Genomic DNA, 21,740 nt, shown 5'->3' on the forward strand with positions numbered 1-21,740 from the left:
TAGATATGAAAAATGTTAAGTTGCCTACAGCTTTTGCTACGTTAGCTTTATTGGTTTCCGGCATGGTCAATGCTGCTGCCGTAGAGGTGGAATGGTCTGATCCTGATAGCTATCGTGATATTCGCCCTGCAAATGAGTCGCGAGAAGGTTTCAAACAGCGCACATTTAAAGATTTTGAGAAAATTTTTGCCAAGCTTGCCGCTAAGTTACCAGAAGATAATACCTTAAAGCTTAAGGTGACCGATGTTGATTTAGCCGGTAGTGTCGAATTTGGTCGTACTCAGCCAATTCGTGTGGTGAGAACCATAGATTTTCCTCGCATTGATTTTAGTTATCAACTGTTAGATGGAAAGCAACAGGTGATTGCTAGCGAAGAAGTTAGCTTAAAAGATATGAACTTTATGTCGAATAACCAAGCTCGATTCAAAAACCAAAGTTTAGGTTATGAAGAACTAATGCTGGAACGTTGGTTTGATAAAACTATGAAAGATTATATTGTTCAAACAAAATAATTCCTTATCACCGTCATCGTTAGTAAAAAGGCCGCGATGTTTCATATACATAGCGGCCTTTTTTTGATCATTAAACTATCTGGGCTTATTCGGTGTAACTGCGCTCAAAGTTATTGAGTACTAAAAATAATTGCTCAATTTTTTTTACTAGACTAACCAGTTTTTCTTTGTTTTGCGACTGTTGCCAAATCAGTAGTTCATCAGCAATTTCTTCAACATAAGGTTGGAATGTATTGGCGTTTGATCTAAAGCCGGCATCTTGTTTAAAAATAGCGGAAAAGCCGGCTTTCTTTTGTTCACGTAGCGCAGCTAAGGTGGCATCTGCTGCCAGTGATTTTTTTAGAATAATCGAAATATTATCGATAAGTTGCTGATTAATAGACTCTGACATAGTAACAAATATTTAGGGTGGAAATTATCGGCACATTATCGCAAATTTATTGGCGTTTTGTTAGCTTCACCGGCAATTTCTCTCACCAGTTTCGGCATTAAAAATCCCGGTAAAATCGCCATTAATTCATTTACTATGTTTATCGCATCTTGCTCAGCAACGTCGAAATGTGCAGCTCCTTGCACTTTGTCTAATAAATGCAGGTAATAGGGCTGAATACCGTTATCAAATAGTTGCTCACTTAATTCTGCTAATATTTGCGCGTTATCGTTTACTGTTTTTAGCAATACGCTTTGGTTAAACAGTGGAATGAAGTGTTGTCGTAATTGAGCTACTGCGGCGCTTACTTGCTGATCAATTTCCTGAGCGTGGTTAATATGAAAAACTACCGCTGGCTTTAAACGGGTTGTACTTAGTAATTCAACCAAGTTATCGGTGATACGGCTTGGTATAACTATCGGTAAACGGGTATGAATACGTAACCTTGTGACATGAGGAATTTGTTCAAGTTGCTCAACCAGCCAAGTGAGGTGTTCATCGCTTGCCATCAGTGGGTCGCCGCCACTAAAAATGACTTCATTAATTTCACTGTGTTGTTTTATATAGTTAAGTGCTTGCTGCCAGCGTAGTTTATTCGGGCTGTTATCCTGATAAGGAAAATGTCGGCGAAAACAATAGCGACAATTTACCGCGCAGCCGGCCTTAACAATCATTAATACCCGATGTTTATATTTATGCAATAAACCTTCGGCGACAGTATTGTGCTCTTCAAGCGGATCTGCGCTAAAGCCCAAGTTTTCATCAAATTCGGCATTAAGCGGCATTACCTGTTTTAATAAGGGATCGTTGATGTCACCGATATTGATTCGGCTTAGATAAGGTCTAGGTACACGTACGGGAAATAGCTTACGGGCAGCAAAGTGTTGTTGGTATTGCGCTGGGTTAATTTTCAGTAAGTTTAATAGCTCATTCGGATCGGTAACAACATTGGCCAATTCTTTTTGCCAAGAACTATGCAAATTTTCTTTAAATTGAGTTATTATCTGCGGCATTTCTAAATTCAATCTCTCGAAAGTAAAGCGAGTAACTATGGCTTCTTATAGTACAAACCAATTTAAAGCCGGTCTTAAATTAATGATCGACGATGAACCTTGTAACATTCTGGAAAACGAAATTGTTAAGCCAGGTAAAGGTCAAGCGTTTAACCGCGTTAAAATCCGTAAACTAATCTCAGGTAAAGTGTTAGAGAAAACCTTTAAATCTGGTGATTCTGTTGAAGGTGCAGACGTTATGGATTCAGATCTTGGTTATTTATATGCCGACGGTGAATTCTGGCATTTTATGAATAATGAGACCTTTGAGCAAGTTGCAGCCGACGAAAAAGCGGTTGGCGATAACGCAAAATGGCTAGTTGAAGGTGATGTTTGTACTATCACGTTCTGGAATGGTAACCCAATTGCGGTAACGCCACCTAACTTTGTTGAGTTAGAAATCACCGAAACCGATCCAGGTCTTAAAGGTGATACTGCCGGTACCGGTGGTAAGCCAGCAACATTAACTACGGGCGCTGTTGTACGTGTACCTTTATTCGTACAAATTGGCGAAGTAGTAAAAGTTGATACGCGTAGCGGCGAGTACGTATCACGCGCAAACAAGTAAGAATATTATTGATGGAAAAGCTCGCTTCGGCGGGCTTTTTTTATCGGTAATTTTCGTTAGCACTATTGAAAATCAACAGTTTGACCACATACTAAGTTATTCAATCCAGATGAGGTATTGTTCATGATTCCCGCTTTAGAAATCAAAGAGTTACAGAAAGTCTATAAAGGTGGCTTTCACGCATTAAAAGGTATTAATTTAACTGTACAGCAGGGTGACTTCTTTGCGTTGCTGGGACCCAATGGTGCCGGTAAATCAACGACCATTGGTGTGATCACTTCATTAGTTAATAAATCATCAGGCACAGTTAAAGTGTTTGGCCATGATATTGACCAAGCATTAGAAACTGCGAAATCCTTTATTGGTTTGGTGCCGCAAGAATTTAACTTTAATCAGTTTGAAACGTTAACGCGCATTTTGGTTAATCAGGCCGGTTATTATGGCGTTGAGCGATCATTAGCCCATAAGCGAGCAGAAAAATACCTTAAGCAACTGGATTTATGGGATAAACGCGATACGCCTGCGCGTATGCTGTCTGGCGGTATGAAACGTCGATTAATGATTGCTCGTGCACTAATGCATGAGCCAAAAATTCTTATCTTAGATGAACCAACCGCAGGGGTTGATATTGAGCTACGTCGCTCAATGTGGGAGTTCTTACGAGAGTTAAACAGCCAAGGTATTACCATCATTCTGACCACGCACTATTTAGAAGAAGCGGAAATGCTTTGTCGCAATATCGCGATTATTGATAAAGGTAATATTGTTGAAAACACTAGCATGAAGCAATTATTGGCGACGCTAGATATTGAAACGTTTGTTTTAGATTTACCTAGCGATAGCATTAAACCAAAGCTGAACGATTTTACTTATCGTTTACTTGATGATCACACTCTGGAAGTGGATGTGCAAAAAGCCCAAGGCTTAAACGGAGTGTTTGCTCAGCTGTCAGAGCAAGGGGTGCAGGTGTTGAGTATGCGTAATAAATCGAACCGCCTCGAAGAACTCTTTGTGCGTTTAGTCGCTAAACAAGAACAACAAGCGTAGGAGCTAAGATGATCTCTACCACAAACTTTATCGCGTTAAAAAGTATCCTACATAAAGAAATTCATCGCTTTATGCGTATTTGGGTACAAACTTTGGTGCCACCAGCGATCACTATTAGTTTATATTTTGTTATTTTCGGCTCATTAATTGGTAGCCGTATTGGTGAAATGGGCGGCTTTGATTATATGTCGTTTATTGTACCCGGCTTGATCATGATGAGTGTAATTACTAACTCATACTCAAATGTTGCCTCATCATTTTTCAGTGCTAAATGGCAGCGTAATGTCGAAGAAATGTTGGTAGCTCCTGTACCAAACTGGGTCATTGTTGCTGGCTATGTTGGTGGTGGTATGGCGCGCGGCATTTTAGTGGGGGCAATCGTCACTATTATTGCGTTGTTTTTTACTAACCTGCATATTCACAATATTTGGGTGATTCTTATTACCGTCAGTTTAACATCGGCAGTGTTTTCTCTTGGTGGTTTAATTAACGCGGTGTTTGCTGGTAGCTTCGATGATATTTCGATTATTCCAACCTTTGTATTAACGCCTTTGACCTATCTTGGCGGGGTATTTTACTCGATCAGTTTATTGCCTGAATTTTGGCAGGGCGTATCACAAGTTAACCCAATTGTTTATATGGTCAATGCCTTCCGCTATGGCTTCTTAGGGATCAGTGATGTTGATTTATCAGTTGCGTTTGGCGTGTTAGGTGTATTTATTGTTGGCCTTTGGGCAACTGCTATGTATCTAATTCGCAAAGGCATTGGCTTAAGAAGCTAGTCAAATATGAATACAAATTCTACTCATAAGCCGATTGGTGACTCGAAAGCGATTGTCACCAATCAAACGGGTATTCACGATAATTTGGCTGAAGTCGTCAATAAGCACTTAACGCATCAATTTGAAAAGCCGTTTCAGGCACATACTCTTGAAGTGTTTAATGAGCTTGATGCGAAAGTTAAGGCGTTTAATGGTGACATTATCTTAGATGCGTGTTGCGGCGTTGGTCAAAGTACAAGGTTATTGGCAAAAGCCAACCCAAATGCATTAGTGATTGGTGTTGATAAGTCAGCACATCGTGTTAATCGTAATGTTGAACAGCATTTTCCTGTCGACCTAACTGGGGTCGATAACTATGAGATTGTTCGTGCCGATTTAAATGACTTCTACAGACTCGTGGATCAAGCTAAATGGCCTGTAACTCAGCATTATATCTTGTACCCTAATCCTTGGCCCAAGTCGAAGCACCTTCAGCGTCGCTGGCATGGCGCTGCTGTTTTCCCTAATATCATTGGGATAGGAAACAAAATCACTTTACGTAGCAATTGGTTACTTTATCTTGAAGAATTTAAGGTGGCGGCTAAATTGGCAGGGCGAACAGGGGAAATAACTCCTTTTCATCTTGCCGATAATGAAGTGGCGCTTACGCCGTTTGAGCAGAAATTTTTTAATAGTCATCAGCCGTGCTGGCAGTTAGAAATTAGTTGACTAATAGCGCGTAAACCTTAGTCGGTTTTAATAAAAATTGGTGAAAATTACTAATAGCATAGTGGTTGTAATCAGTTGTTTGGTGTGTAAGTTTTTGAATTACAAAATTAAATTACTGTTGGTTTGATATTTGAAAGATCATAATAAAAGGAGAATTATTATGACCACGAATATCAAAAGAAATGTATTAACAATTTCACTATCGGCTGTAATGTTAATGCAAGCAACCATTATTTATCTTGGCTAATTGTTAGTTTTCTACTTATTTGAGCTTAAATGGCGCTAAGTTGGGCTTTAATTAGGGTAAGTTAGCTGCTAGCAAAGATAAAGATACAAGACATTTGATTTAATTTTGATTAAACTGCCGCATCCATTTTGTATCGCTAAAAGCTGATCGGTAACATTTTAATTACGGTAACATATGACGGCAGGTAAACGCGCAGCCGATGCATCTATTGAATCGCTGCACCGCATTTTTACAATTCCAGAAGCGCCAGATTCGACTTTAGGTCGGATAGAAAAAGAAATTTCTGAAAATTTGGCTGGCTTCTTAGGGAATCATATTGTTGCTACGGAACAAGCACTAACAGATATTGAAAAGGACTTTGCAGGCGCCACTATCCCCGAACAACCGTCGTTCGTTTCCGATCATATGCACCACTTGCTCGAAAAGTTGGTGTCGCGTTCTGTTCACACTTCAAGCCCAAGCTTTATCGGTCATATGACCTCTGCCTTGCCTTATTTTATTTTGCCTTTGTCAAAATTAATGGTTGGCTTAAATCAAAACTTAGTAAAAATCGAAACCTCAAAAGCCTTTACACCGCTAGAGCGTCAGGTGCTTGGCATGATGCATCGTTTGGTCTATCAGGATAATGATGAGTTTTACCAATCGTGGATGCATAGTGCTAACCATTCACTGGGCGCATTCTGCTCAGGCGGCACTATTGCTAACCTGACGGCACTTTGGGTTGCTCGTAATAATTTACTTAAAGCGGACGGTGAATTTAAAGGTGTTGCTAGAGAAGGTCTATTTAAAGCGCTTAAACACTATGGTTATGAAGGTTTAGCCATTTTAGTCTCTGCGCGCGGTCATTATTCTCTGAAAAAGTCTGCGGATGTTTTAGGCCTAGGTCAAGACAGCGTTATCGCTATTCCAACTGATGAACTTAACCGCATTGATATTGAGCAACTTAAACTGAAGTGTCAGGAACTGAGTGACAAAAATATTCGCGTGTTAAGTATTGTTGGCGTGGCCGGTACCACTGAAACAGGTAATATTGACCCGTTAGATCAAATGGCAGATATTGCGCAAGATTTTTACTGTCATTTCCATGTGGATGCTGCTTGGGGCGGGGCAACGTTATTATCAAATAAATATCGTCCATTACTGAAAGGTATTGAACGCGCTGACTCTGTCACTATTGATGCCCATAAACAAATGTATGTGCCAATGGGCGCTGGCTTGGTGGTATTTAAAAACCCCGCTTCTGTTGCTGCCATTGAGCATCATGCCGAATATATTTTACGTAAAGGCTCAAAAGACTTAGGTAGTCATACCCTTGAAGGTTCTCGCTCAGGTATGGCAATGCTAGTTTATGCCAGCTTGCATATTATTAGCCGACCGGGTTACGAATTGTTGATTAACCAAGGGATTGAACGAGCAAATTACTTTGCTGACTTAATTGATCAGCATCCAGAGTTCGAGTTAATCACTCGCCCAGAGCTGTGTTTATTAACCTATCGTTATGTGCCATCGCAAGTTCAGGCATTTATGAAAAGTGCTGATGTTGCTACTAATCAACGCATTAACAAGTTTATTGATCGCTTAACTAAGTTGATTCAAAAGCGTCAGCGTGAAGCCGGTAAATCGTTCGTTTCTCGTACTCGTATTGAAGTACAAAAATACGGTGGAGAAAAAGTGTTAGTATTTCGTGTAGTGCTAGCTAACCCATTAACCACCAATGAAATTCTTGAAGATATTTTGGCTGAACAGGTTGAATTGGCGCAGGCAAGTATTCAATATTTGCCGGACTTATTAGACCGAATCAAGTAATCAATTGAGTAACAGGTGGCGAGTTTCACTTCCATCTGTTACTTATTTCTCTGCGCTTTATTAAATCAAATTCCCGCTTTTAAACTATTTATTTAACAAAAAATTTACTAATTTTAATTAGTTTCTTATTATCCGATAAAATTGCTCTATAATTTGTTTATCAGATGTTCTTTGAGCGCTATTTATTTGTATTTTATGGAAAATTTATCGGAGATTAAAATGGATAAGGTCAAAATTTCCCTATTGATGCTTAGCATATTTACAGCTTCTAGTGGCGCGGAAAGTTATTCGGCTAAACGTATGGGGAAAGGCTTTACTTCGGTGACAAAAGATTTCACCTCACTTATCAGCAATCCAGCCTTGCTACAACGTTACCAAAAAGAAGATGACCTATCATTCTCGCTTAATATCGGTGCGGCATTATCTGATGAATATGAGGTAGTAGATAAAGGGGAAAATATTGCTGATAATCTTGATGAACTTGATGATGCCATTGACAATATTAGTGATGTCCCACCTGAGGAATTACTTGAATATATTGCTGCACTTGAAGGCTCTGTAGATGAAATCTTAGATGATTTAAATGGTATAGAAGGTAACCCTTTCGAGGGACGAGCGGGTATCAATGGATTTATTAGCTTACCTAATGAAGTTATTAGCTCGGCAATATTTGTTAATGCTTACGGTCGTATTGGTGGGTTAATTGATTATGTTGAAACTGATGAACAGGTGCTTAGAGAAGCTATTGATAATCGAGAGTTAGATTTAAACGATTTACAATCGTATGCTTTGGCTATTGGCTATAATGTGCTCGATATTGGCTTAGCGATTTCTCATCAGTTTGAATTGGCTGATGACACCCAATTAGATGTTGGTGTTAACCTTAAATCTCAGCGTATTGACTTGTTTTATAATAGCATTTCTATTGCAGACTTTGATAAAGATGAGTTTGATATATTCGGCGAAGACAATTTACATGATGATACGGCTTTTAACTTAGATCTTGGTGCCCATATTACTTTTGGTGAACATCAAAATTGGCATGCAGGGCTTGTTGTTTACAATGTAATGGGACATGACATTAACTTTAAAACTCAATCTTTAAACTTTGGTTTAGATCCAAGTGCGGTAGCAGGATTAAGTTATGAAGGTAGTTGGTACACACTTTCAGGTGAAATTGACTTAATTGATCGAGATGAATTTGCAAGTTTAGATGGTTCAAAATATGTTTCAGTTGGCGCAGAATTTAGAGCGGGTCGACATGCACAATTACGAACTGGTTATCGTAAAGATTTTAACGATGTTGAAGGTGATATTTTTACTTTAGGTGTTGGTATTTCACCTTTTGACACGGTATTTGTTGATATTGGTGGTTACAAAGGTGATAACGACTTATATGGTGTTGCACTGCATCTTGGCTTTAAAATTTAGTGTTACCAAGTAATAAATAAAAGTAAAAAGTATAAGTAGCAAAGCAATAAAAAAAGCATAGTGTTTAGTCGACACTATGCTTTTTTTATGACTAATTCTTTAAATGAAAAATTAGTCAGTTCAATAGATTATCACTACCTTTTGATATTAACCTGAAGGTTATCAATCAACCGAGCTTTGCCACAATGGGCGGCAGCTAAAATGACTAGCTCTGCATCGTCCTCACTTGCAGGCTGTAATGTGCGCGCGTGAACTACTTGAATATAGTCAACAGTTAATCCAGCTAGATTAATTTTATGAGCAGCTTGTTTCGCTAAGCCAATAAAATCATCATCATGCTGAATTTGTTCAGCAAGCCACTGTAAACTTTGATAAAGCACTGGAGCTATAGTTTTTTCATCATCGGTTAAATAGCCATTTCTAGAACTTAACGCTAAGCCGTTGTCTTCACGCACTGTTGGTACCGCGACTATCTCAATCGGCATATTTAAGTCTTCAACCATAGTCTGAATCACTTGCACTTGTTGATAGTCTTTCAAACCAAAATAGGCAACGTCCGGCTGCACAAGGTTAAATAGCTTACATACTACTGTTGCCACGCCTCTAAAATGGCCTGGGCGACTTTCGCCACAATATCCTTCAGATACCTGCAATACTTCAACAAAGCTTTGTTTATCAAGCCCTTTCGGATAAATAATATCGGGAGTTGGGGTAAATAATAAGTCCGTGCCTAGTTCAGATAGTTTGTGTTGATCCGCTTCCATGGTGCGTGGGTAGCTGTCGATGTCTTCATTAGCGCCAAACTGCATAGGGTTGACAAAAATACTGGCCACCACTTTATCAGCACGCTTTTTAGCTTCGGTGATAAGTGATAAATGCCCATCGTGCAAGTTCCCCATCGTAGGAACAAAACCTATGGTTAATCCTTGTTTTTGCCAAGCTTTAATTTGTGTGCGTAAGGTAAGAATATCACTAACAATTTGCATACTGTACTCGTCTAACTTATCTGAAAATGTGCGCTTCGCCAGGGAAGTTGCCATTGGATACTTCTGAAATATAAAGCTCTATCGCTTTTTTAATATCACCGGTATCTATTAAGAAGTTACGTGAAAATTTTGGCATATAACTGCATGAAATGCCGAGGGCATCATGCATGACTAATATTTGCCCATCAGTATAGCGACCTGCACCGATACCAATAGTTGGAATGCTGACTGCTTCAGAAATTGCTTTACCAAGCGCTTCTGGAATACATTCTAATACTAACAATTGAATGCCCGCCGCTTCTAGCGCTTTAGCTTCTTCAATCATGGCATCAGCTTGCGACTGTTCACGGCCCTGAACTTTAAAACCACCAAAAACATTTACCGATTGCGGTGTTAAGCCTAAATGGCCACAAACTGGAATACCGCGCTCAACTAAGCCTTTAATGGTATCAATCAACCAGCTGCCGCCTTCAATTTTGACTATAGAAGCACCGGCCTGCATTAATTTTGCCGCGTTAACAAAGGCTTGTTCTTTAGTGGCATAGCTCATAAATGACATATCGCTGATAATCAAGGTTTCTTCAACTCCTGCTTTTACGCAGCGAGTATGATACGCCATATCATCAATGGTTACGGGTAAGGTATCGTCTTGCCCCTGCAAAACCATGCCTAATGAATCGCCAATTAAAATGGCATGAATACCTGCCTGATCAAATAATTTTGCAAAACTGGCATCATACGCGGTAATGGTGGAAATCTTCTCACCATTTTGCTTCATTTTTAAAAGTTTAGAGGTTGTTATTTTTGCCATAATTGTGTCCAATTTTTTGTGTCGGCTGCATCTGACTCATTATTGGTAGTGCAACTTACCATAAATTTTTAAGCCGTTGCTGTCTATTTGCTCACTAAGCTGTTGAATACTATCGCCATCGGGTAATACTAAGTCGGTGGTAATTTCTGCCAGTGGCAGTAATACAAACTCACGCACTTTTAAACCATAATGAGGAACGATTAAACGGTCGTTATCTATCACTAGATTGTCAAACAGTAAGATATCTAAATCAAGGATACGCGGCCCCCAGCGGTTATCTTTGCGAATACGACCTGCAAGATTTTCTATACGCTGCAATTCATCTAATAACGCTAAAGGGCAAAGTGACGTTGATAATTCAACGACGGCATTCATATAGTCAGGTTGATCTTGAGGCCCCATCGGACGGCTAAAATATAATGATGACACTTGGCTGATGCAAGATTTTGGTATGCCAGCTAACGCATCAACAGCTAACTGTATTTGTTTTGCTGGCTCAGATAAATTACTACCTAAACCAATGTATGCTAGCGCCATATTAATCGGCCTGTACGGTTTTACTGCGAGGCTTACGACGTTTTCTTATATTGCGTCTTGGTGAGCGCGGTGATGGCAACGATTTGATCATCATCTGCTGTAATTCCTGATTCGCCGCTTGGAAATCAGTCCACCATTTCGCCAGTGTTTCTACCTCACCACCTTCAATTTCACCGCGTAACAACAAGAAGTCATAGCCCGCTCTAAATTTCGGGTGTTCAAAGGTTTTATAAGCACGTTTACCATCGCGTCGCGCTAACTTATCTTGCAGAATAAAAATGTCTTTCATCGGCGCCTGAAAGCGCTTTGGAATAGCGATGCTGCGTTGTTGCTCTGACATTACTTCATGAAGCGCGCCAAAGAACGCATCTTGCGGTGTTAATTGGGTGGTATTTTTTAACTGCTGAACTTGCTTTTCTAGCGGATACCATAACATTGCCGCTAATAAAAAGGCTGGCGTTACCCGTTGCTCATTATTAATACGGGCATCGGTATTGGTCATTGCTAAGGTGATAAAGGCCGTAGAATATTTATTGTTAGGTTCAGCCAAATGTTGCTCAACAAGAGGGAATAGGTATTTAAACAGACCATAGTCACGCAGCATAGTAAAATTAGCGACCGCTTTGCCTGAAATAAATAATTTTAAAAACTCTTCAAACATTCGTGCTGGTGGAATATTACCCAGTAGTGACGCCAGCTTGCTAATAGGCGCCTCAGTTTCACTACTTATGTGCATATCTAACTTAGTAGCAAAACGAACGGCACGTAGCATACGCACGGGATCTTCACGGTAACGAGTTTCCGGATCGCCAATTAAGCGTATTTGTCGTTTATTAATATCTGCAACACCGCCGGCAAAGTCATAAACGTTAAAGTTGGCAACATTGTAATAAAGCGCGTTAATGGTAAAGTCGCGACGCTCAGCATCTTCTTCTATGCTGCCGTAAATATTATCGCGTAATAGCATGCCATCACTGCTTTGCTTGGATGTTTTCTTACAGTTTTTTTGCTGTTCATCAGCGCTTTCGTGATGACCTCGGAAGGTGGCAACTTCGATAATATCGCGGCCAAACACAATGTGAGCTAGTCGAAAGCGACGGCCGATTAATCGGCAATTGCGAAATAGTGCTTTTATTTGCTCTGGTGTTGCATTGGTGGCGATATCAAAATCTTTTGGGGTGATACCTAGTAGCATATCGCGGACACCGCCGCCTACAAGGTAGGCTTCAAAGCCACCTTTTTGTAATCGATACAGTACTTTCAGTGCATTGTCGCTGATCAGTTTACGAGAAACATTATGTTGATCGCGGCTAAAAACGATAGGGAATTGCCCAGCGTTCTGAGTATCTGATTGAGATTCTTTATTTAGTAATTTTTTACACAAATTAATAACGCGTTTGATAATAATAACCTTAGATAAATAGAGCGCGCAGAAAACGCCGCAATTTTAACCTAGCGTCAGGCAAAAGAGAATGAAAACTATCATTATTCTAGAATAAAAGGTCTAATCTTAACGGCACGTTACTTTAAATTAGCTTATTTTTACGGACTTGCTTTAGCCACTTTGGCTTAGGTTGCAGGTTGTATTTGGCCAATTTGAATTTCTGAGCTTAGTTAAAAAGCAATCACTTGTTGATGGGTTTTAGGTACTTGAGTGATTTGCCAATTGGCAATTGCCCAGTTAATCACTTCTTCAGTAGTTGCCTGTGATAACTCTGATGGAGGCTGCTGATTCAAAAATTTAAGTGCGGCAATTAAGCTGGCTTGTGGCGCGTTAATATCAATCGCTGGCGCTTTGTTTTGTTTACTGAGTTTGTACCCTTCAGCGGTTACGACTAGCGGTACGTGCGCATATTGCGGCGGGTTAAAACCGAAGGTTTTATATAAGGTTAACTGCCTGGCAGTTGGTTCAAGTAAGTCACAGCCACGGACAATGTGGCTAATGCCTTGGTAAATATCATCCGCCACTACCGCTAGCTGATAAGCATAAAGCCCATCTTTGCGTTTAATAATAAAATCTTCACTAGCCAGAGCTGCATTGCATTGCACCTGACCTTGAATCATATCTTGGTACTGATTAATGCCGTGATGGTTGATAAGTCTAGTACCATTACCTTGTTCTGGTAAATTAAGGGAACGACAAGTATAGGTATAAATACTACCGAGCGCTTTGATTTGTGCCCGTGTACATTGGCAATAATAACTTAAAGCTTGCTGATTTAGTTCGGCAAGTAAGGTCTCATAAAGTGCACTTTGCTGGCTTTGATATAGAACATCTTCGTCCCAATGCATGCCGTATGCCTCTAATGTCCGCAAAATATCGCTGGCGGCACCAGCTTGCTCACGTGGCGGATCGATATCTTCTATGCGAACCAACCAAATGCCATTATTGGCTTTTGCATCGAGATAACTGGCTAACGCGGTAACTAACGAGCCAAAATGAAGTAAACCTGAAGGGGAGGGAGCGAAGCGGCCTCGATATTGATCATCAGACCGCTCGTTAAGCGAAAACGCCATATAATTTATAGGTTAGTGGCGAGTTAGCCTGCCATTTGACGTTCTTTGATTTCAGCAAGCGTTTTACATTCGATACATAAATCGGCTGTAGGACGCGCTTCTAAACGGCGAATACCAATTTCGATACCGCAAGAGTTACAGAAACCAAAATCATCTTCTTCAATAAGTTGAAGTGTTTTTTCGATTTTCTTGATCAGTTTACGTTCACGGTCACGAGTACGAAGCTCTAAACTGAACTCTTCTTCTTGCGCGGCACGATCAACCGGATCAGGGAAATTCGCTGCTTCATCTTTCATATGGGTAACGGTGCGATCCACTTCTTCACGAAGTTGGTTACGCCATGCTTCCAAAATCTTCTTAAAGTGTTCTAGCTGCGCAGCGTTCATGTACTCTTCACCAGGCTTCTCTTGATATGGCTCTACGCCAGCTAACGCTAGAATACCTAATGCTTTTTGTTTGTCTGGCATGCTGAATCTCCTAATGCTACTAGTCCAGTATGGGGAGTATGATTACTCGCTTGAATATGCCATCTGGTTTCAATTGCCAAGTTTTAGGCCCTAAGACCTTTCCATAACCTAATTTAAAACGGCTATATTGTGCTTATTAAAATGGTTTTCAAGTAAAAACGCTGAATAATTTAACTAAAGTAATATTTTCAATGGGTTAAACAATAGCGTACCGAAGAGTGGTTGCCCCATTTATAAACAAGCATGACCTTTTAGCAAGATTTACTAGCGTTAGTCAATGTTTATTGGGTAGATATCATCAATAAATTCAATTTTTATGATTGGATCGTGTGGGAAAATCCAGCGTTTAACGGTAATAAAATGTTAAATTTTGTTGTGAATAAGCTTGAGCTTTATGTAAAAAAACGTTTCAAATCAGTTGAATGAAACAGCTAGTTACAAAGCTAAACAACTCTACATTAAAAGACATTATTTAATAGCGGCTAAATAACATTACGCTAAAAATAATAATGAAAATGGATTATCAACCGGCCATATCGTCGCCAACGAGTTGCTGTACGCCTAATTATTTTTTACATCAATTTGATGCGGTAAAAAATCAATTTTGTTTTGTTCATACCAGTCAACAACAATTAAACCATTGCACATTTCTTGATGGCAGAGAAAACTTTTCTATTGATGATATCTACTATCAAATAGACGGTGCTGAATTTGTCGAACAAACTACCCAATATGCCAATGCCAATGCCAATGCCAATGCCAAACCTTTAGCCATGCCGTCGTTTATTTTTCATATTGGCTTTTGTGGATCAACCTTGTTGGCTAAGTTACTTGGCAATTTATCAACTAAGGTGGTGAGTTACAAAGAGCCGCAAGTACTGATTGATTTTGCCGAGCTTAAAGCCAAGAGCCATGGTTTATATCGGCAACCTAAGCGTTGGCAGTCGTATTTTTCGGCAACTGTTAAGCAATTAAATAAAACGTTTACTGATACCCAACGAGCTGTTATTAAGCCATCAAATTGGGCGAATAACTTACTACCTGAACTTGTTGGTTTAAATCCTCAAATTAAGGCAATGTTTATAACTATGCCGTTAACTGAGTTTATTGTCGCGATTATCCGTGGTGGAAAAGAACGTATTGGCTTTTTATATCAACTTAAGCAACATTTACTGAGTGCTTTTCCTGAGTTAATTGGCATAAGCCAAGCTATTGATGGCAGCGATGATGAAATAATGTTGCAGGTGACGAAGAATGCGGCGTTAGTTTACTACATGCAACATCAGCTTTTTTATCAAGCGCAATCGAAGCTTGATACAGCTAATTGGCAGCAACTGACCTACAAGGAAATCGCCAATAACCCGTTAAACGTTTTACAGCAATCATGTGAATTATTTGAAATTAAAGCAGCACCGCAAGAGCTTGAAAGCTCGGTTGCTCAATCAATTGCTAGGCATGCTAAAGACAGTAGTTATCCATTTAATGAACACCAACATTGTGCGATTTCACAACAAATTATCTATAGTTACCAGCAGGCAATTATTTTGGCTGAGCATTGGTATCAACAACAGTTTAACAGTGAACAAGGCTGTCAAAAAATTGCTTAAATTAACCTAAGGTTAAGTTAGTGGTGTAAAGCTAAATTTGAGCGTTATTCATATAGAAAAGTGTAATGCTTAGTTAAATCAACTTTATACTCGATTACTTGTACGCCCGCATTTTTCGCCTGCTCAAACGCAAGGGCATAGTTAGGGTCTATATGCTTAGCAATTTTTACCGATTCAATACCTGTGTGTAATATGGCAAAAATCAAGGTGGCTGATTGCCCATTAGTCACCATATCGCTAAGCTCACGTAAGTGTTTTTGGCCACGCACTGTTACTGCGTCAGGAAAGTACCCCTGATTTTCGCTGAGTAAAGTGGCGCTTTTTACTTCAACATAGTTGTTAGTTTGACCATTAACTTGATCCTCGTAGGTGAGTAAAAAATCAATTTTACTATTCTCATTGCCATATTTTACTTCGCGCTGCAAAGTTTGATAGTTGGCAAGTGCAGAAATTTCCTGATTAATTAAGGCGTGCTCAATAAATTGATTGGCACGAATTGTATTAACACAAATTAAGTCACCATTGGCTTTTTCGGTTAGTTCCCAGCTCAATGGATACTTTCGTTTGGTGTTTGCTGACGTGCTGTACCACACGATATCGCCTTCATCTGCACAACCAGTCATTGCGCCAGTATTAGCAACATGTAATGTTGTGATTTTGCCATCGGCTAATACGACATCGGCAAGGAATCGCTTGTAGCGTTTGATTAGCACAGCCTTATTTAATGTTATGGTCATACGGTTATTGTTATGGTTAATTATCTTAGGGTTACTTGTCTTTAGGTTATTAGTCTTAAGGTTTGACGTGTCCTATAAAGCCAAAGACTATAACATAGTTAGCTAATTTACTGCGTGAAAAGAGTCGCTTGGATGGAAAGCTAAAACAGTAGAAAATTAAAGACAGCATTCATCAAAGTTTACGATATAATGAAAAGCGGTAGGTAAGTGGGGAAGACAATGTTACAGCATTTTTACAGTGATGAAGCGGTTCGATACAACAGTATTGAAATAGCGGTGATCCTGCAAAAATTTCGTGAACTACTTGAACACAATCAAGTGTTTAATCAGCACTTTATAAATAATTGCTACTGGATAAAAATCTCAGAATCTTCATTGGTAGAGCTGTTCCCATTTATTGAAAAAGGCAAGTTATTGCGTACTTTATACCGCATGAAAGAACTTGGCTTAATTGCGCAGAAAAAAGATCAAAGTAATACCTATTGGTTTACTGTCACTGAAGTTAAACTTCAATCTCAAGCCGTTGCTAGCCAAGCTGATCATCAAATAGCCTCTCAAGCGACTTCTCAAGGTATACCAAGCAATCACCACCATCAGCAAACAACAGAGCCTGCAGCATTTACTGCAAATGGCTTTGAACCTGCGGCTAAGCGCCTTTGGTCAGATGTTGACGAGCAATTTATGATGGAATCAGTGGCTAAACTGGTACAAAAACATGGCTATAATCAGCAACACTTTTTAGATATTTGGCACACATTTATCTCAACTATGGATGCCAATGGTGAGCAGCCACCAGCAAGAGTGGATCTTATTCAAAAGCGTTTTGTTGCTTATGCCAATAAAGTGCAACTGAATATGAGCCATGCCAATATGCGATATCAACATTCGGTTACACAGAATCAACAGAAAAAAGATCAGGCGGTAGAGTCTTGGTTGGCTTATATTAATCAGCCGCGAGAAGATATTTTATGTAAAGTTGATACCAGTCAGTTGCAAACTCCGGTGCTGGATGTCTGGAATAGCTTTATTAATAAGTCTTATGAAAAGCAAATTCCGCTTAAACATGATTATCAAATCGAAAATGGCTTTACTAATTATTTACGCGCTTGGGTAAGTAATGAGTCTAAACCTCAAGCTGGTAAAAGCACTTACAGTTCGCGTAGCAGCTATGAAAAACTTGACTACAACAGTACTTCTTGGGCGGATGATATTGATTTAGAGGGATTATAATGAATCAGCAAACACCAAAAAATATCACAGGTTTGGTGAATCAGTATTCACCTGATAATCAACAACTGCAGCAGCGTGAAGCAAATCCAGCGCCGCGGGTTCCTCAAGAATTACAAACCATGATTAATAAAGTGGTGAGCTCTATTGATGGTATGTATCAGTTTTCGGGGTTTCGTAACAATACTAAATTAGATTTATATAAAGCAGAATTAACCAAAGCGCTATACAAAGTGCGAGACAAGGTTAACGAACAAAGTTTAAAAGCCGCTTTAGATTTATTTCGCACCAAAGGCGGTAAATTTCCACCGAGCGTACCTGAATTTATTCAAGCGGTGTTAGGCGAGCATGAAGAGCAAATTAAAGCGCCTGAGCACCACTGGTTTGATGCGTCAAAAGCATTACCTAAATATTCAGCTGAGCAGATGAGTGAAATTGGCAAACACGGTATTGAATTAGCGCGCGCTGCTTTGCAGAAAAAGTTAATACGTTAGTTTTATTAAACGCTAATGCACTAGCTAAATAGTGATAATTTCGCAGTAAACGACACAATAATAAAAAAGCCACCTAAAGGTGGCTTTTTTACGTTACAGCAACTCGCCAAATACGAGTCATGAAACAAAGGAAAACGTTTAACTTTTACGAGCAAATCGTAAGCCTAAAGCAATAAGTGCTATACCAAAAATAGCAATAGTGCTTGGCTCTGGTACTTCAAAAGATAATGCCGCTACGCGCATACCGTCAGCTGTACTTGAGCTGAAGATAAAGCTATTACCTGAAATTAATGTGGTGTTGAACGCCATGTTTTGATGATTGCTATTTAATGTATTCGTGTACTGGTAATTGCTTTCACCAAAATCAATTGATGCTTGTTCATTTTGACCAAACGAATTGCCACCCCAAGTTAAATCAGTAGGGAAGAATAAATTAAAGTCAGTAAAACGAGCGCCCTGTGGGCCAGTAATTTCAAACACTAAGTATTCATCGTTAGCAACACGGCCTTGCTTGTCTGTACTCCAAACACCTAATCCATCAGCATTGCGATGTACGTCAGCTTCTTTGCCGTCGCTATCAAATGCTGTGATTGAAAGGGTTATACCTTCCTGCTTATAGATTAATGTATCGAATTGACCTTTCTCAGGGATAGATTCAAAGTTGAAGCTAATCAAGTTAGCACTGGCACTAAACGCTGTTAGTAATGAAAAGGTAACAAGTGCCGCTTGGCGAATAAATTTAAACATGATGTCTCTTTCTACAACATACTTCAGAAAAAACAATTATTAGCAAAACCTATGCCGCATACAATAACTCTAAACAAATCTGAAGGTTACTGCGAATTTTGCACTTGGCTAAAAGTGGAGTGTAAATTTTTTTGACATTATATTTAGCCATTTTCAGTTGAGGTAAATAATTCTGCGGCTATTTATTTTCGATTATTAATCACAGGGGCTTAGCAATTACAGTGAGGCTGGTATACTGGGCAAAACAACATAGTGTTCACAATGTTAAGGTAAAATTATGACCTCTAAAACGACAATCTTTCTTACTAATCAATCTCCTTCTACTAATTGGCAGCGCAATAATTTAGTGCAAACTATTGGCGACGATATTTATGTCTTTATTGATCAGGCTAATAAATTTCCGCTTCGTGATATTCAAAAAGCAGGGCGAAAGATTGAAAGTATGGGTGTTGAGTTTGCTCAGCTTTGTGGTGATGCTTGGTCATCAGCTACGCAATGGGCATTTGCCTTAGGTTTTACCTGTGTCGGTAAGCTTACCAATGTTGAATTTACCGGTGACGAGAGTGAGTTGTTAGCTAAAAAACTGGCGGTATATGCTTGGAGCCGAGATTTAACTAATCAAACACCTGCAGAGCTTTATCCAACCAAACTTGCGGAATTGTCATTAGAATATTTATCAGCGCTAGCTCCTGGAAAAATTTCCAGCACGCTTATTACCGGTGAAGCGTTAGCCGAACAGGGACTGGTTGGTATTTATAATGTTGGTAAAGGCAGTGTTAATCCACCTTGTTTACTGGAAATTGACTACAACCCTAGTGGAGAACAAAGTGAAACGGTTTCTGCATGCTTAGTGGGCAAAGGAATCACCTTTGACAGTGGCGGTTATTCAATGAAGCCAAGTGTTGGCATGTTTGATATGAAATGTGACATGGGGGGCGCTGCCGTCGTTGTTGGTGCTTTAGCCCTAGCGATAGAGCAAGGGTTAACTAAGCGCGTAAAATTATATCTGTGCTGCGCAGAAAATATGGTGAGTAGTTTTGCCTATAAACTAGGTGACATTATTACCTATAAAAATGGCATCACTATGGAAGTGGCTAATACCGATGCTGAAGGGCGTATTGTTTTAGCCGATGGCCTATTAATGGCTGGTGAAACTGGTGCGCCATTAATTATTGATGCCGCAACCTTAACAGGGGCGGCAGTTGCCGCAACTGGTGGTGACTACACGGCGTTATTCGCATTAGATCAGCAAACCGCACAACGAGCTATCAACCAAGCCAACCAAGTCAATGAACCTATTTGGCAATTGCCATTAGAAACATGGCATCAGGGAAAAACCCCATCGTCGTTTGCCGATACTGCCAATAGCCGACCAATTCCGGGAGGCGGTCCAGGCGGTGCAAGCAATGCGGCTGGCTTTTTAAGTCGTTTTGTTCCAAATGAAGGGCAAGGCTGGTTACACTTTGATCTGGCTGCTGCTTACAATGGTAAAGCAACGGATATTTGGGCGGCTGGCGCTACTGGGTTATCGATTGATACAATTGCGAGTGTGCTAACAGCATAAAGTTAAGCACGCTCATTATTAGCAAACTTGAGATTGTTCAGCTAAAAAACTTTGTAGCCAGTCTTGTGCGCTGGCTACATTGCTAAACACAAAAAATGGCAGTCGACAACTGCTGTAAATTCGCCTTAATTGCATTTGCTGAATGTCGGCTTGGGCACTATCTAAAATCACCGTTGCATTAGCAATCATATTGTTTTTCATTCGAAACTTAGTGATATCTATAATGTGCTTTTCAGCTTCTGGTGAAAACACGCCACTGCCTTGGTAAACCACCAATGATGCCCAGAGTTGGTGTTTCATTTCTATGGTTAGTTTGACCATATCTTGATGGTACTGCTTAACTACATCAGCATTGAACAGGTTATTTGCTTGGACAAAAAGAATGTTGTCTTTTATCTCAATATTATATTGTTCTTGATGTAGTGCGTTCATGCCAATATTTCCAAATTTTTAAAGGGGCTATACTTGTATCAGGCTTAGCAAGCTTTGCCAAGTAAGCAGATTTTCTCCAAGTTACAAGTTTTATATTGCTATTTAAAACAGTTGGTTGTAACAAAATTAATTAAACTGTTACTAAATAATTAGCGAAATATGAGTCTCGCACAGGCTAATTGTTAGGCTATTGCGGAATTAGTGTTAGACACCTGTTAGCTAGCGTTTATCGGCCAAGTTTGCATTGCTTGATATTCAACGCCTAGGTTGGTTGAAATCGAACGATATAAACTAAAGCTATTAAAAGTGAGCTTATGTTGAAAGCTTACTTGATTAGGTAATGATTTAGATAATGGTTCAGGTAATTGCGTAACTTTTCGACTTAAGGTGATATGAGGATGATAAGGCCGAGGATCTAGATTAATGCCAAGTTCGTCGGCGGCAATAGCCAGTAGCTCCACTAACTTAGTTAACCAATTGGGTGTATGTGTTAGGCCTAAATATAACACTTTTGCTTGTTTAAATACGCCAAGCTGATCTGTGGTTAACTGCACAGGTTTAATTGTCTTGTCTATTGTTTTTAGATTAGCTTTTGCCGCTAGTTCGTTCACGGCTTTAGCAACCGATGTTAACTGAATTGCGTCAAGCTGACCTAAAAACACTAAAGTTAAATGCAAATTATGTTGTTTGGTGGGTTTAGGTAATGGCGGGGTAATTTGCTGTTGGAATTGGTTAAGTAACGCTTTATCTTGCGCGCTAAGATCAAGGGCAAAAAAATATCGAGCCATAATGTTTATTTACTAACAATTATTTAGTGTAAAAACCAAATGCAGGTAACAGTTAGTAAAGCATTATCGCTCGATATTAATCAATTAATTTAACGTCGTAATTAATCAGTAGGATTAATTAACCTGAGATCTGTATAAGAACTAAAGCCGAGTCACTTTGATGCTCGGCTTTTTCGCTTTAAATGTATAGGCAATTAGCCCTGCCATTAGATTTACCATAAACGAAATACAGCTACGATGCCT

The 21,740-nt window shown here is 39.5% G+C and carries 23 protein-coding genes and 1 pseudogene; 11 read left to right on the plus strand and 13 right to left on the minus strand.

Annotation, left to right across the window (positions count from 1 at the left end; all coding sequences use genetic code 11):
* The first annotated feature begins 5 nt into the window (after window positions 1-5).
* Window positions 6-512 carry a DUF3016 domain-containing protein gene (locus ACOB82_RS17010; protein ID WP_448214201.1) on the plus strand — a complete coding sequence of 169 codons (507 nt, stop codon included), beginning with the start codon at window positions 6-8 and terminating at the stop codon, window positions 510-512.
* 85 nt (window positions 513-597) lie between these two features.
* Here the strand turns inward: ACOB82_RS17010 and ACOB82_RS17015 are convergent, their stop codons facing one another.
* Together ACOB82_RS17015 and epmB are read right to left on the minus strand one after the other, a co-directional pair.
* Window positions 598-903 (minus strand): hypothetical protein, encoded by a 306-nt coding sequence (locus tag ACOB82_RS17015; protein ID WP_448214202.1) that lies wholly within the window; start codon window positions 901-903, stop codon window positions 598-600.
* Window positions 904-938: 35 nt separating this feature from the next.
* On the minus strand, window positions 939-1,955 hold the full coding sequence (gene epmB, locus ACOB82_RS17020; RefSeq protein ID WP_448214203.1) for an EF-P beta-lysylation protein EpmB: 1,017 nt from the start codon (window positions 1,953-1,955) through the stop codon (window positions 939-941).
* Between the two features lie 37 nt (window positions 1,956-1,992).
* On the opposite strand from epmB, the gene efp reads away from it, so the two are divergent.
* The 6 genes from efp to traF all read left to right on the plus strand — a co-directional run bounded on the left by efp (window position 1,993) and on the right by traF (window position 8,583).
* Complete coding sequence (gene efp / locus ACOB82_RS17025; RefSeq protein WP_448214204.1) at window positions 1,993-2,562, plus strand: elongation factor P; 570 nt, start codon at window positions 1,993-1,995, stop codon at window positions 2,560-2,562.
* 126 nt (window positions 2,563-2,688) lie between these two features.
* Window positions 2,689-3,609: an ABC transporter ATP-binding protein gene (locus ACOB82_RS17030; RefSeq protein ID WP_448214223.1), complete on the plus strand. Its 921-nt coding sequence runs from the start codon at window positions 2,689-2,691 to the stop codon at window positions 3,607-3,609.
* Window positions 3,610-3,617: 8 nt separating this feature from the next.
* Entirely contained in the window at window positions 3,618-4,391 is a 774-nt protein-coding gene (locus tag ACOB82_RS17035) for an ABC transporter permease (RefSeq protein WP_448214205.1), read from the plus strand.
* A 6-nt stretch (window positions 4,392-4,397) separates the two neighbouring features.
* On the plus strand, window positions 4,398-5,099 hold the full coding sequence (trmB, locus tag ACOB82_RS17040; RefSeq protein WP_448214206.1) for a tRNA (guanine(46)-N(7))-methyltransferase TrmB: 702 nt from the start codon (window positions 4,398-4,400) through the stop codon (window positions 5,097-5,099).
* Window positions 5,100-5,520: 421 nt separating this feature from the next.
* Entirely contained in the window at window positions 5,521-7,152 is a 1,632-nt protein-coding gene (gene panP / locus ACOB82_RS17045; RefSeq protein ID WP_448214207.1) for a pyridoxal-dependent aspartate 1-decarboxylase PanP, read from the plus strand.
* 219 nt (window positions 7,153-7,371) lie between these two features.
* Complete coding sequence (gene traF / locus ACOB82_RS17050) at window positions 7,372-8,583, plus strand: conjugal transfer protein TraF (protein WP_448214208.1); 1,212 nt, start codon at window positions 7,372-7,374, stop codon at window positions 8,581-8,583.
* Window positions 8,584-8,717: 134 nt separating this feature from the next.
* On the opposite strand, the gene panC is transcribed toward traF, so the two are convergent.
* From panC to dksA, 6 genes are all read right to left on the minus strand, one after another.
* Window positions 8,718-9,569, minus strand: coding sequence for a pantoate--beta-alanine ligase (gene panC, locus ACOB82_RS17055; protein WP_448214224.1), 852 nt, complete (start codon window positions 9,567-9,569; stop codon window positions 8,718-8,720).
* 16 nt (window positions 9,570-9,585) lie between these two features.
* The gene (panB, locus tag ACOB82_RS17060; protein ID WP_448214209.1) at window positions 9,586-10,380 is read right to left on the minus strand and encodes a 3-methyl-2-oxobutanoate hydroxymethyltransferase; all 795 of its coding nucleotides are present in this window, start codon (window positions 10,378-10,380) and stop codon (window positions 9,586-9,588) included.
* 39 nt (window positions 10,381-10,419) lie between these two features.
* Window positions 10,420-10,917 (minus strand): 2-amino-4-hydroxy-6-hydroxymethyldihydropteridine diphosphokinase, encoded by a 498-nt coding sequence (gene folK / locus ACOB82_RS17065; RefSeq protein WP_448214211.1) that lies wholly within the window; start codon window positions 10,915-10,917, stop codon window positions 10,420-10,422.
* A 1-nt stretch (window position 10,918) separates the two neighbouring features.
* Complete coding sequence (pcnB, locus tag ACOB82_RS17070) at window positions 10,919-12,301, minus strand: polynucleotide adenylyltransferase PcnB (protein ID WP_448214212.1); 1,383 nt, start codon at window positions 12,299-12,301, stop codon at window positions 10,919-10,921.
* A 230-nt stretch (window positions 12,302-12,531) separates the two neighbouring features.
* The gene (gluQRS, locus tag ACOB82_RS17075; RefSeq protein WP_448214213.1) at window positions 12,532-13,434 is read right to left on the minus strand and encodes a tRNA glutamyl-Q(34) synthetase GluQRS; all 903 of its coding nucleotides are present in this window, start codon (window positions 13,432-13,434) and stop codon (window positions 12,532-12,534) included.
* Between the two features lie 23 nt (window positions 13,435-13,457).
* Complete coding sequence (dksA, locus tag ACOB82_RS17080) at window positions 13,458-13,901, minus strand: RNA polymerase-binding protein DksA (protein WP_448214214.1); 444 nt, start codon at window positions 13,899-13,901, stop codon at window positions 13,458-13,460.
* A gap of 515 nt (window positions 13,902-14,416) precedes the next feature.
* Between dksA and ACOB82_RS17085 the strand changes: the two genes are divergently transcribed.
* On the plus strand, window positions 14,417-15,508 hold the full coding sequence (locus ACOB82_RS17085) for a hypothetical protein (RefSeq protein ID WP_448214215.1): 1,092 nt from the start codon (window positions 14,417-14,419) through the stop codon (window positions 15,506-15,508).
* A 44-nt stretch (window positions 15,509-15,552) separates the two neighbouring features.
* Here the strand turns inward: ACOB82_RS17085 and sfsA are convergent, their stop codons facing one another.
* Window positions 15,553-16,245, minus strand: coding sequence for a DNA/RNA nuclease SfsA (sfsA, locus tag ACOB82_RS17090; RefSeq protein WP_448214216.1), 693 nt, complete (start codon window positions 16,243-16,245; stop codon window positions 15,553-15,555).
* A gap of 219 nt (window positions 16,246-16,464) precedes the next feature.
* Between sfsA and ACOB82_RS17095 the strand changes: the two genes are divergently transcribed.
* Both ACOB82_RS17095 and ACOB82_RS17100 read left to right on the plus strand, forming a co-directional pair.
* Window positions 16,465-17,475: a hypothetical protein gene (locus ACOB82_RS17095; RefSeq protein WP_448214217.1), complete on the plus strand. Its 1,011-nt coding sequence runs from the start codon at window positions 16,465-16,467 to the stop codon at window positions 17,473-17,475.
* Window positions 17,475-17,966 (plus strand): hypothetical protein, encoded by a 492-nt coding sequence (locus tag ACOB82_RS17100; protein WP_448214218.1) that lies wholly within the window; start codon window positions 17,475-17,477, stop codon window positions 17,964-17,966. The genes ACOB82_RS17095 and ACOB82_RS17100 overlap by 1 nt, the downstream gene beginning before the upstream one ends.
* A gap of 138 nt (window positions 17,967-18,104) precedes the next feature.
* Here ACOB82_RS17100 and ACOB82_RS17105 read toward each other — a convergent pair whose 3' ends face one another.
* Window positions 18,105-18,713 (minus strand): PEP-CTERM sorting domain-containing protein, encoded by a 609-nt coding sequence (locus ACOB82_RS17105; protein ID WP_448214219.1) that lies wholly within the window; start codon window positions 18,711-18,713, stop codon window positions 18,105-18,107.
* Between the two features lie 277 nt (window positions 18,714-18,990).
* Here ACOB82_RS17105 and pepB point away from each other — a divergent pair, with 277 nt between their 5' ends.
* Window positions 18,991-20,277 carry an aminopeptidase PepB gene (gene pepB, locus ACOB82_RS17110; protein ID WP_448214220.1) on the plus strand — a complete coding sequence of 429 codons (1,287 nt, stop codon included), beginning with the start codon at window positions 18,991-18,993 and terminating at the stop codon, window positions 20,275-20,277.
* An 18-nt stretch (window positions 20,278-20,295) separates the two neighbouring features.
* On the opposite strand, the gene ACOB82_RS17115 is transcribed toward pepB, so the two are convergent.
* The 3 genes and pseudogenes from ACOB82_RS17115 to ACOB82_RS17125 form a co-directional block, all read right to left on the minus strand.
* A complete protein-coding gene (locus ACOB82_RS17115) occupies window positions 20,296-20,709 on the minus strand; it encodes a hypothetical protein (protein WP_448214221.1) in 414 nt (137 codons plus the stop codon).
* Between the two features lie 215 nt (window positions 20,710-20,924).
* A complete protein-coding gene (gene thpR, locus ACOB82_RS17120; RefSeq protein WP_448214222.1) occupies window positions 20,925-21,497 on the minus strand; it encodes an RNA 2',3'-cyclic phosphodiesterase in 573 nt (190 codons plus the stop codon).
* A 141-nt stretch (window positions 21,498-21,638) separates the two neighbouring features.
* Window positions 21,639-21,740, minus strand: a pseudogene (locus ACOB82_RS17125) (IS982 family transposase); the annotation flags it as partial.

It is taken from the genome of Colwellia sp. MEBiC06753, from assembly GCF_053470325.1.

Bases quoted from the DNA above. Each gene is read 5' to 3' on its own strand.
- ACOB82_RS17010 (WP_448214201.1), top strand. From the start codon at position 6: ATGAAAAATGTTAAGTTGCCTACAGCTTTTGCTACGTTAGCTTTATTG.
- ACOB82_RS17015 (WP_448214202.1), bottom strand. From the start codon at position 903: ATGTCAGAGTCTATTAATCAGCAACTTATCGATAATATTTCGATTATT.
- epmB (WP_448214203.1), bottom strand. From the start codon at position 1,955: ATGCCGCAGATAATAACTCAATTTAAAGAAAATTTGCATAGTTCTTGG.
- efp (WP_448214204.1), top strand. From the start codon at position 1,993: ATGGCTTCTTATAGTACAAACCAATTTAAAGCCGGTCTTAAATTAATG.
- ACOB82_RS17035 (WP_448214205.1), top strand. From the start codon at position 3,618: ATGATCTCTACCACAAACTTTATCGCGTTAAAAAGTATCCTACATAAA.
- trmB (WP_448214206.1), top strand. From the start codon at position 4,398: ATGAATACAAATTCTACTCATAAGCCGATTGGTGACTCGAAAGCGATT.
- panP (WP_448214207.1), top strand. From the start codon at position 5,521: ATGACGGCAGGTAAACGCGCAGCCGATGCATCTATTGAATCGCTGCAC.
- traF (WP_448214208.1), top strand. From the start codon at position 7,372: ATGGATAAGGTCAAAATTTCCCTATTGATGCTTAGCATATTTACAGCT.
- panC (WP_448214224.1), bottom strand. From the start codon at position 9,569: ATGCAAATTGTTAGTGATATTCTTACCTTACGCACACAAATTAAAGCT.
- panB (WP_448214209.1), bottom strand. From the start codon at position 10,380: ATGGCAAAAATAACAACCTCTAAACTTTTAAAAATGAAGCAAAATGGT.
- folK (WP_448214211.1), bottom strand. From the start codon at position 10,917: ATGGCGCTAGCATACATTGGTTTAGGTAGTAATTTATCTGAGCCAGCA.
- gluQRS (WP_448214213.1), bottom strand. From the start codon at position 13,434: ATGGCGTTTTCGCTTAACGAGCGGTCTGATGATCAATATCGAGGCCGC.
- dksA (WP_448214214.1), bottom strand. From the start codon at position 13,901: ATGCCAGACAAACAAAAAGCATTAGGTATTCTAGCGTTAGCTGGCGTA.
- ACOB82_RS17085 (WP_448214215.1), top strand. From the start codon at position 14,417: ATGGATTATCAACCGGCCATATCGTCGCCAACGAGTTGCTGTACGCCT.
- sfsA (WP_448214216.1), bottom strand. From the start codon at position 16,245: ATGACCATAACATTAAATAAGGCTGTGCTAATCAAACGCTACAAGCGA.
- ACOB82_RS17095 (WP_448214217.1), top strand. From the start codon at position 16,465: ATGTTACAGCATTTTTACAGTGATGAAGCGGTTCGATACAACAGTATT.
- ACOB82_RS17100 (WP_448214218.1), top strand. From the start codon at position 17,475: ATGAATCAGCAAACACCAAAAAATATCACAGGTTTGGTGAATCAGTAT.
- ACOB82_RS17105 (WP_448214219.1), bottom strand. From the start codon at position 18,713: ATGTTTAAATTTATTCGCCAAGCGGCACTTGTTACCTTTTCATTACTA.
- pepB (WP_448214220.1), top strand. From the start codon at position 18,991: ATGACCTCTAAAACGACAATCTTTCTTACTAATCAATCTCCTTCTACT.
- ACOB82_RS17115 (WP_448214221.1), bottom strand. From the start codon at position 20,709: ATGAACGCACTACATCAAGAACAATATAATATTGAGATAAAAGACAAC.
- thpR (WP_448214222.1), bottom strand. From the start codon at position 21,497: ATGGCTCGATATTTTTTTGCCCTTGATCTTAGCGCGCAAGATAAAGCG.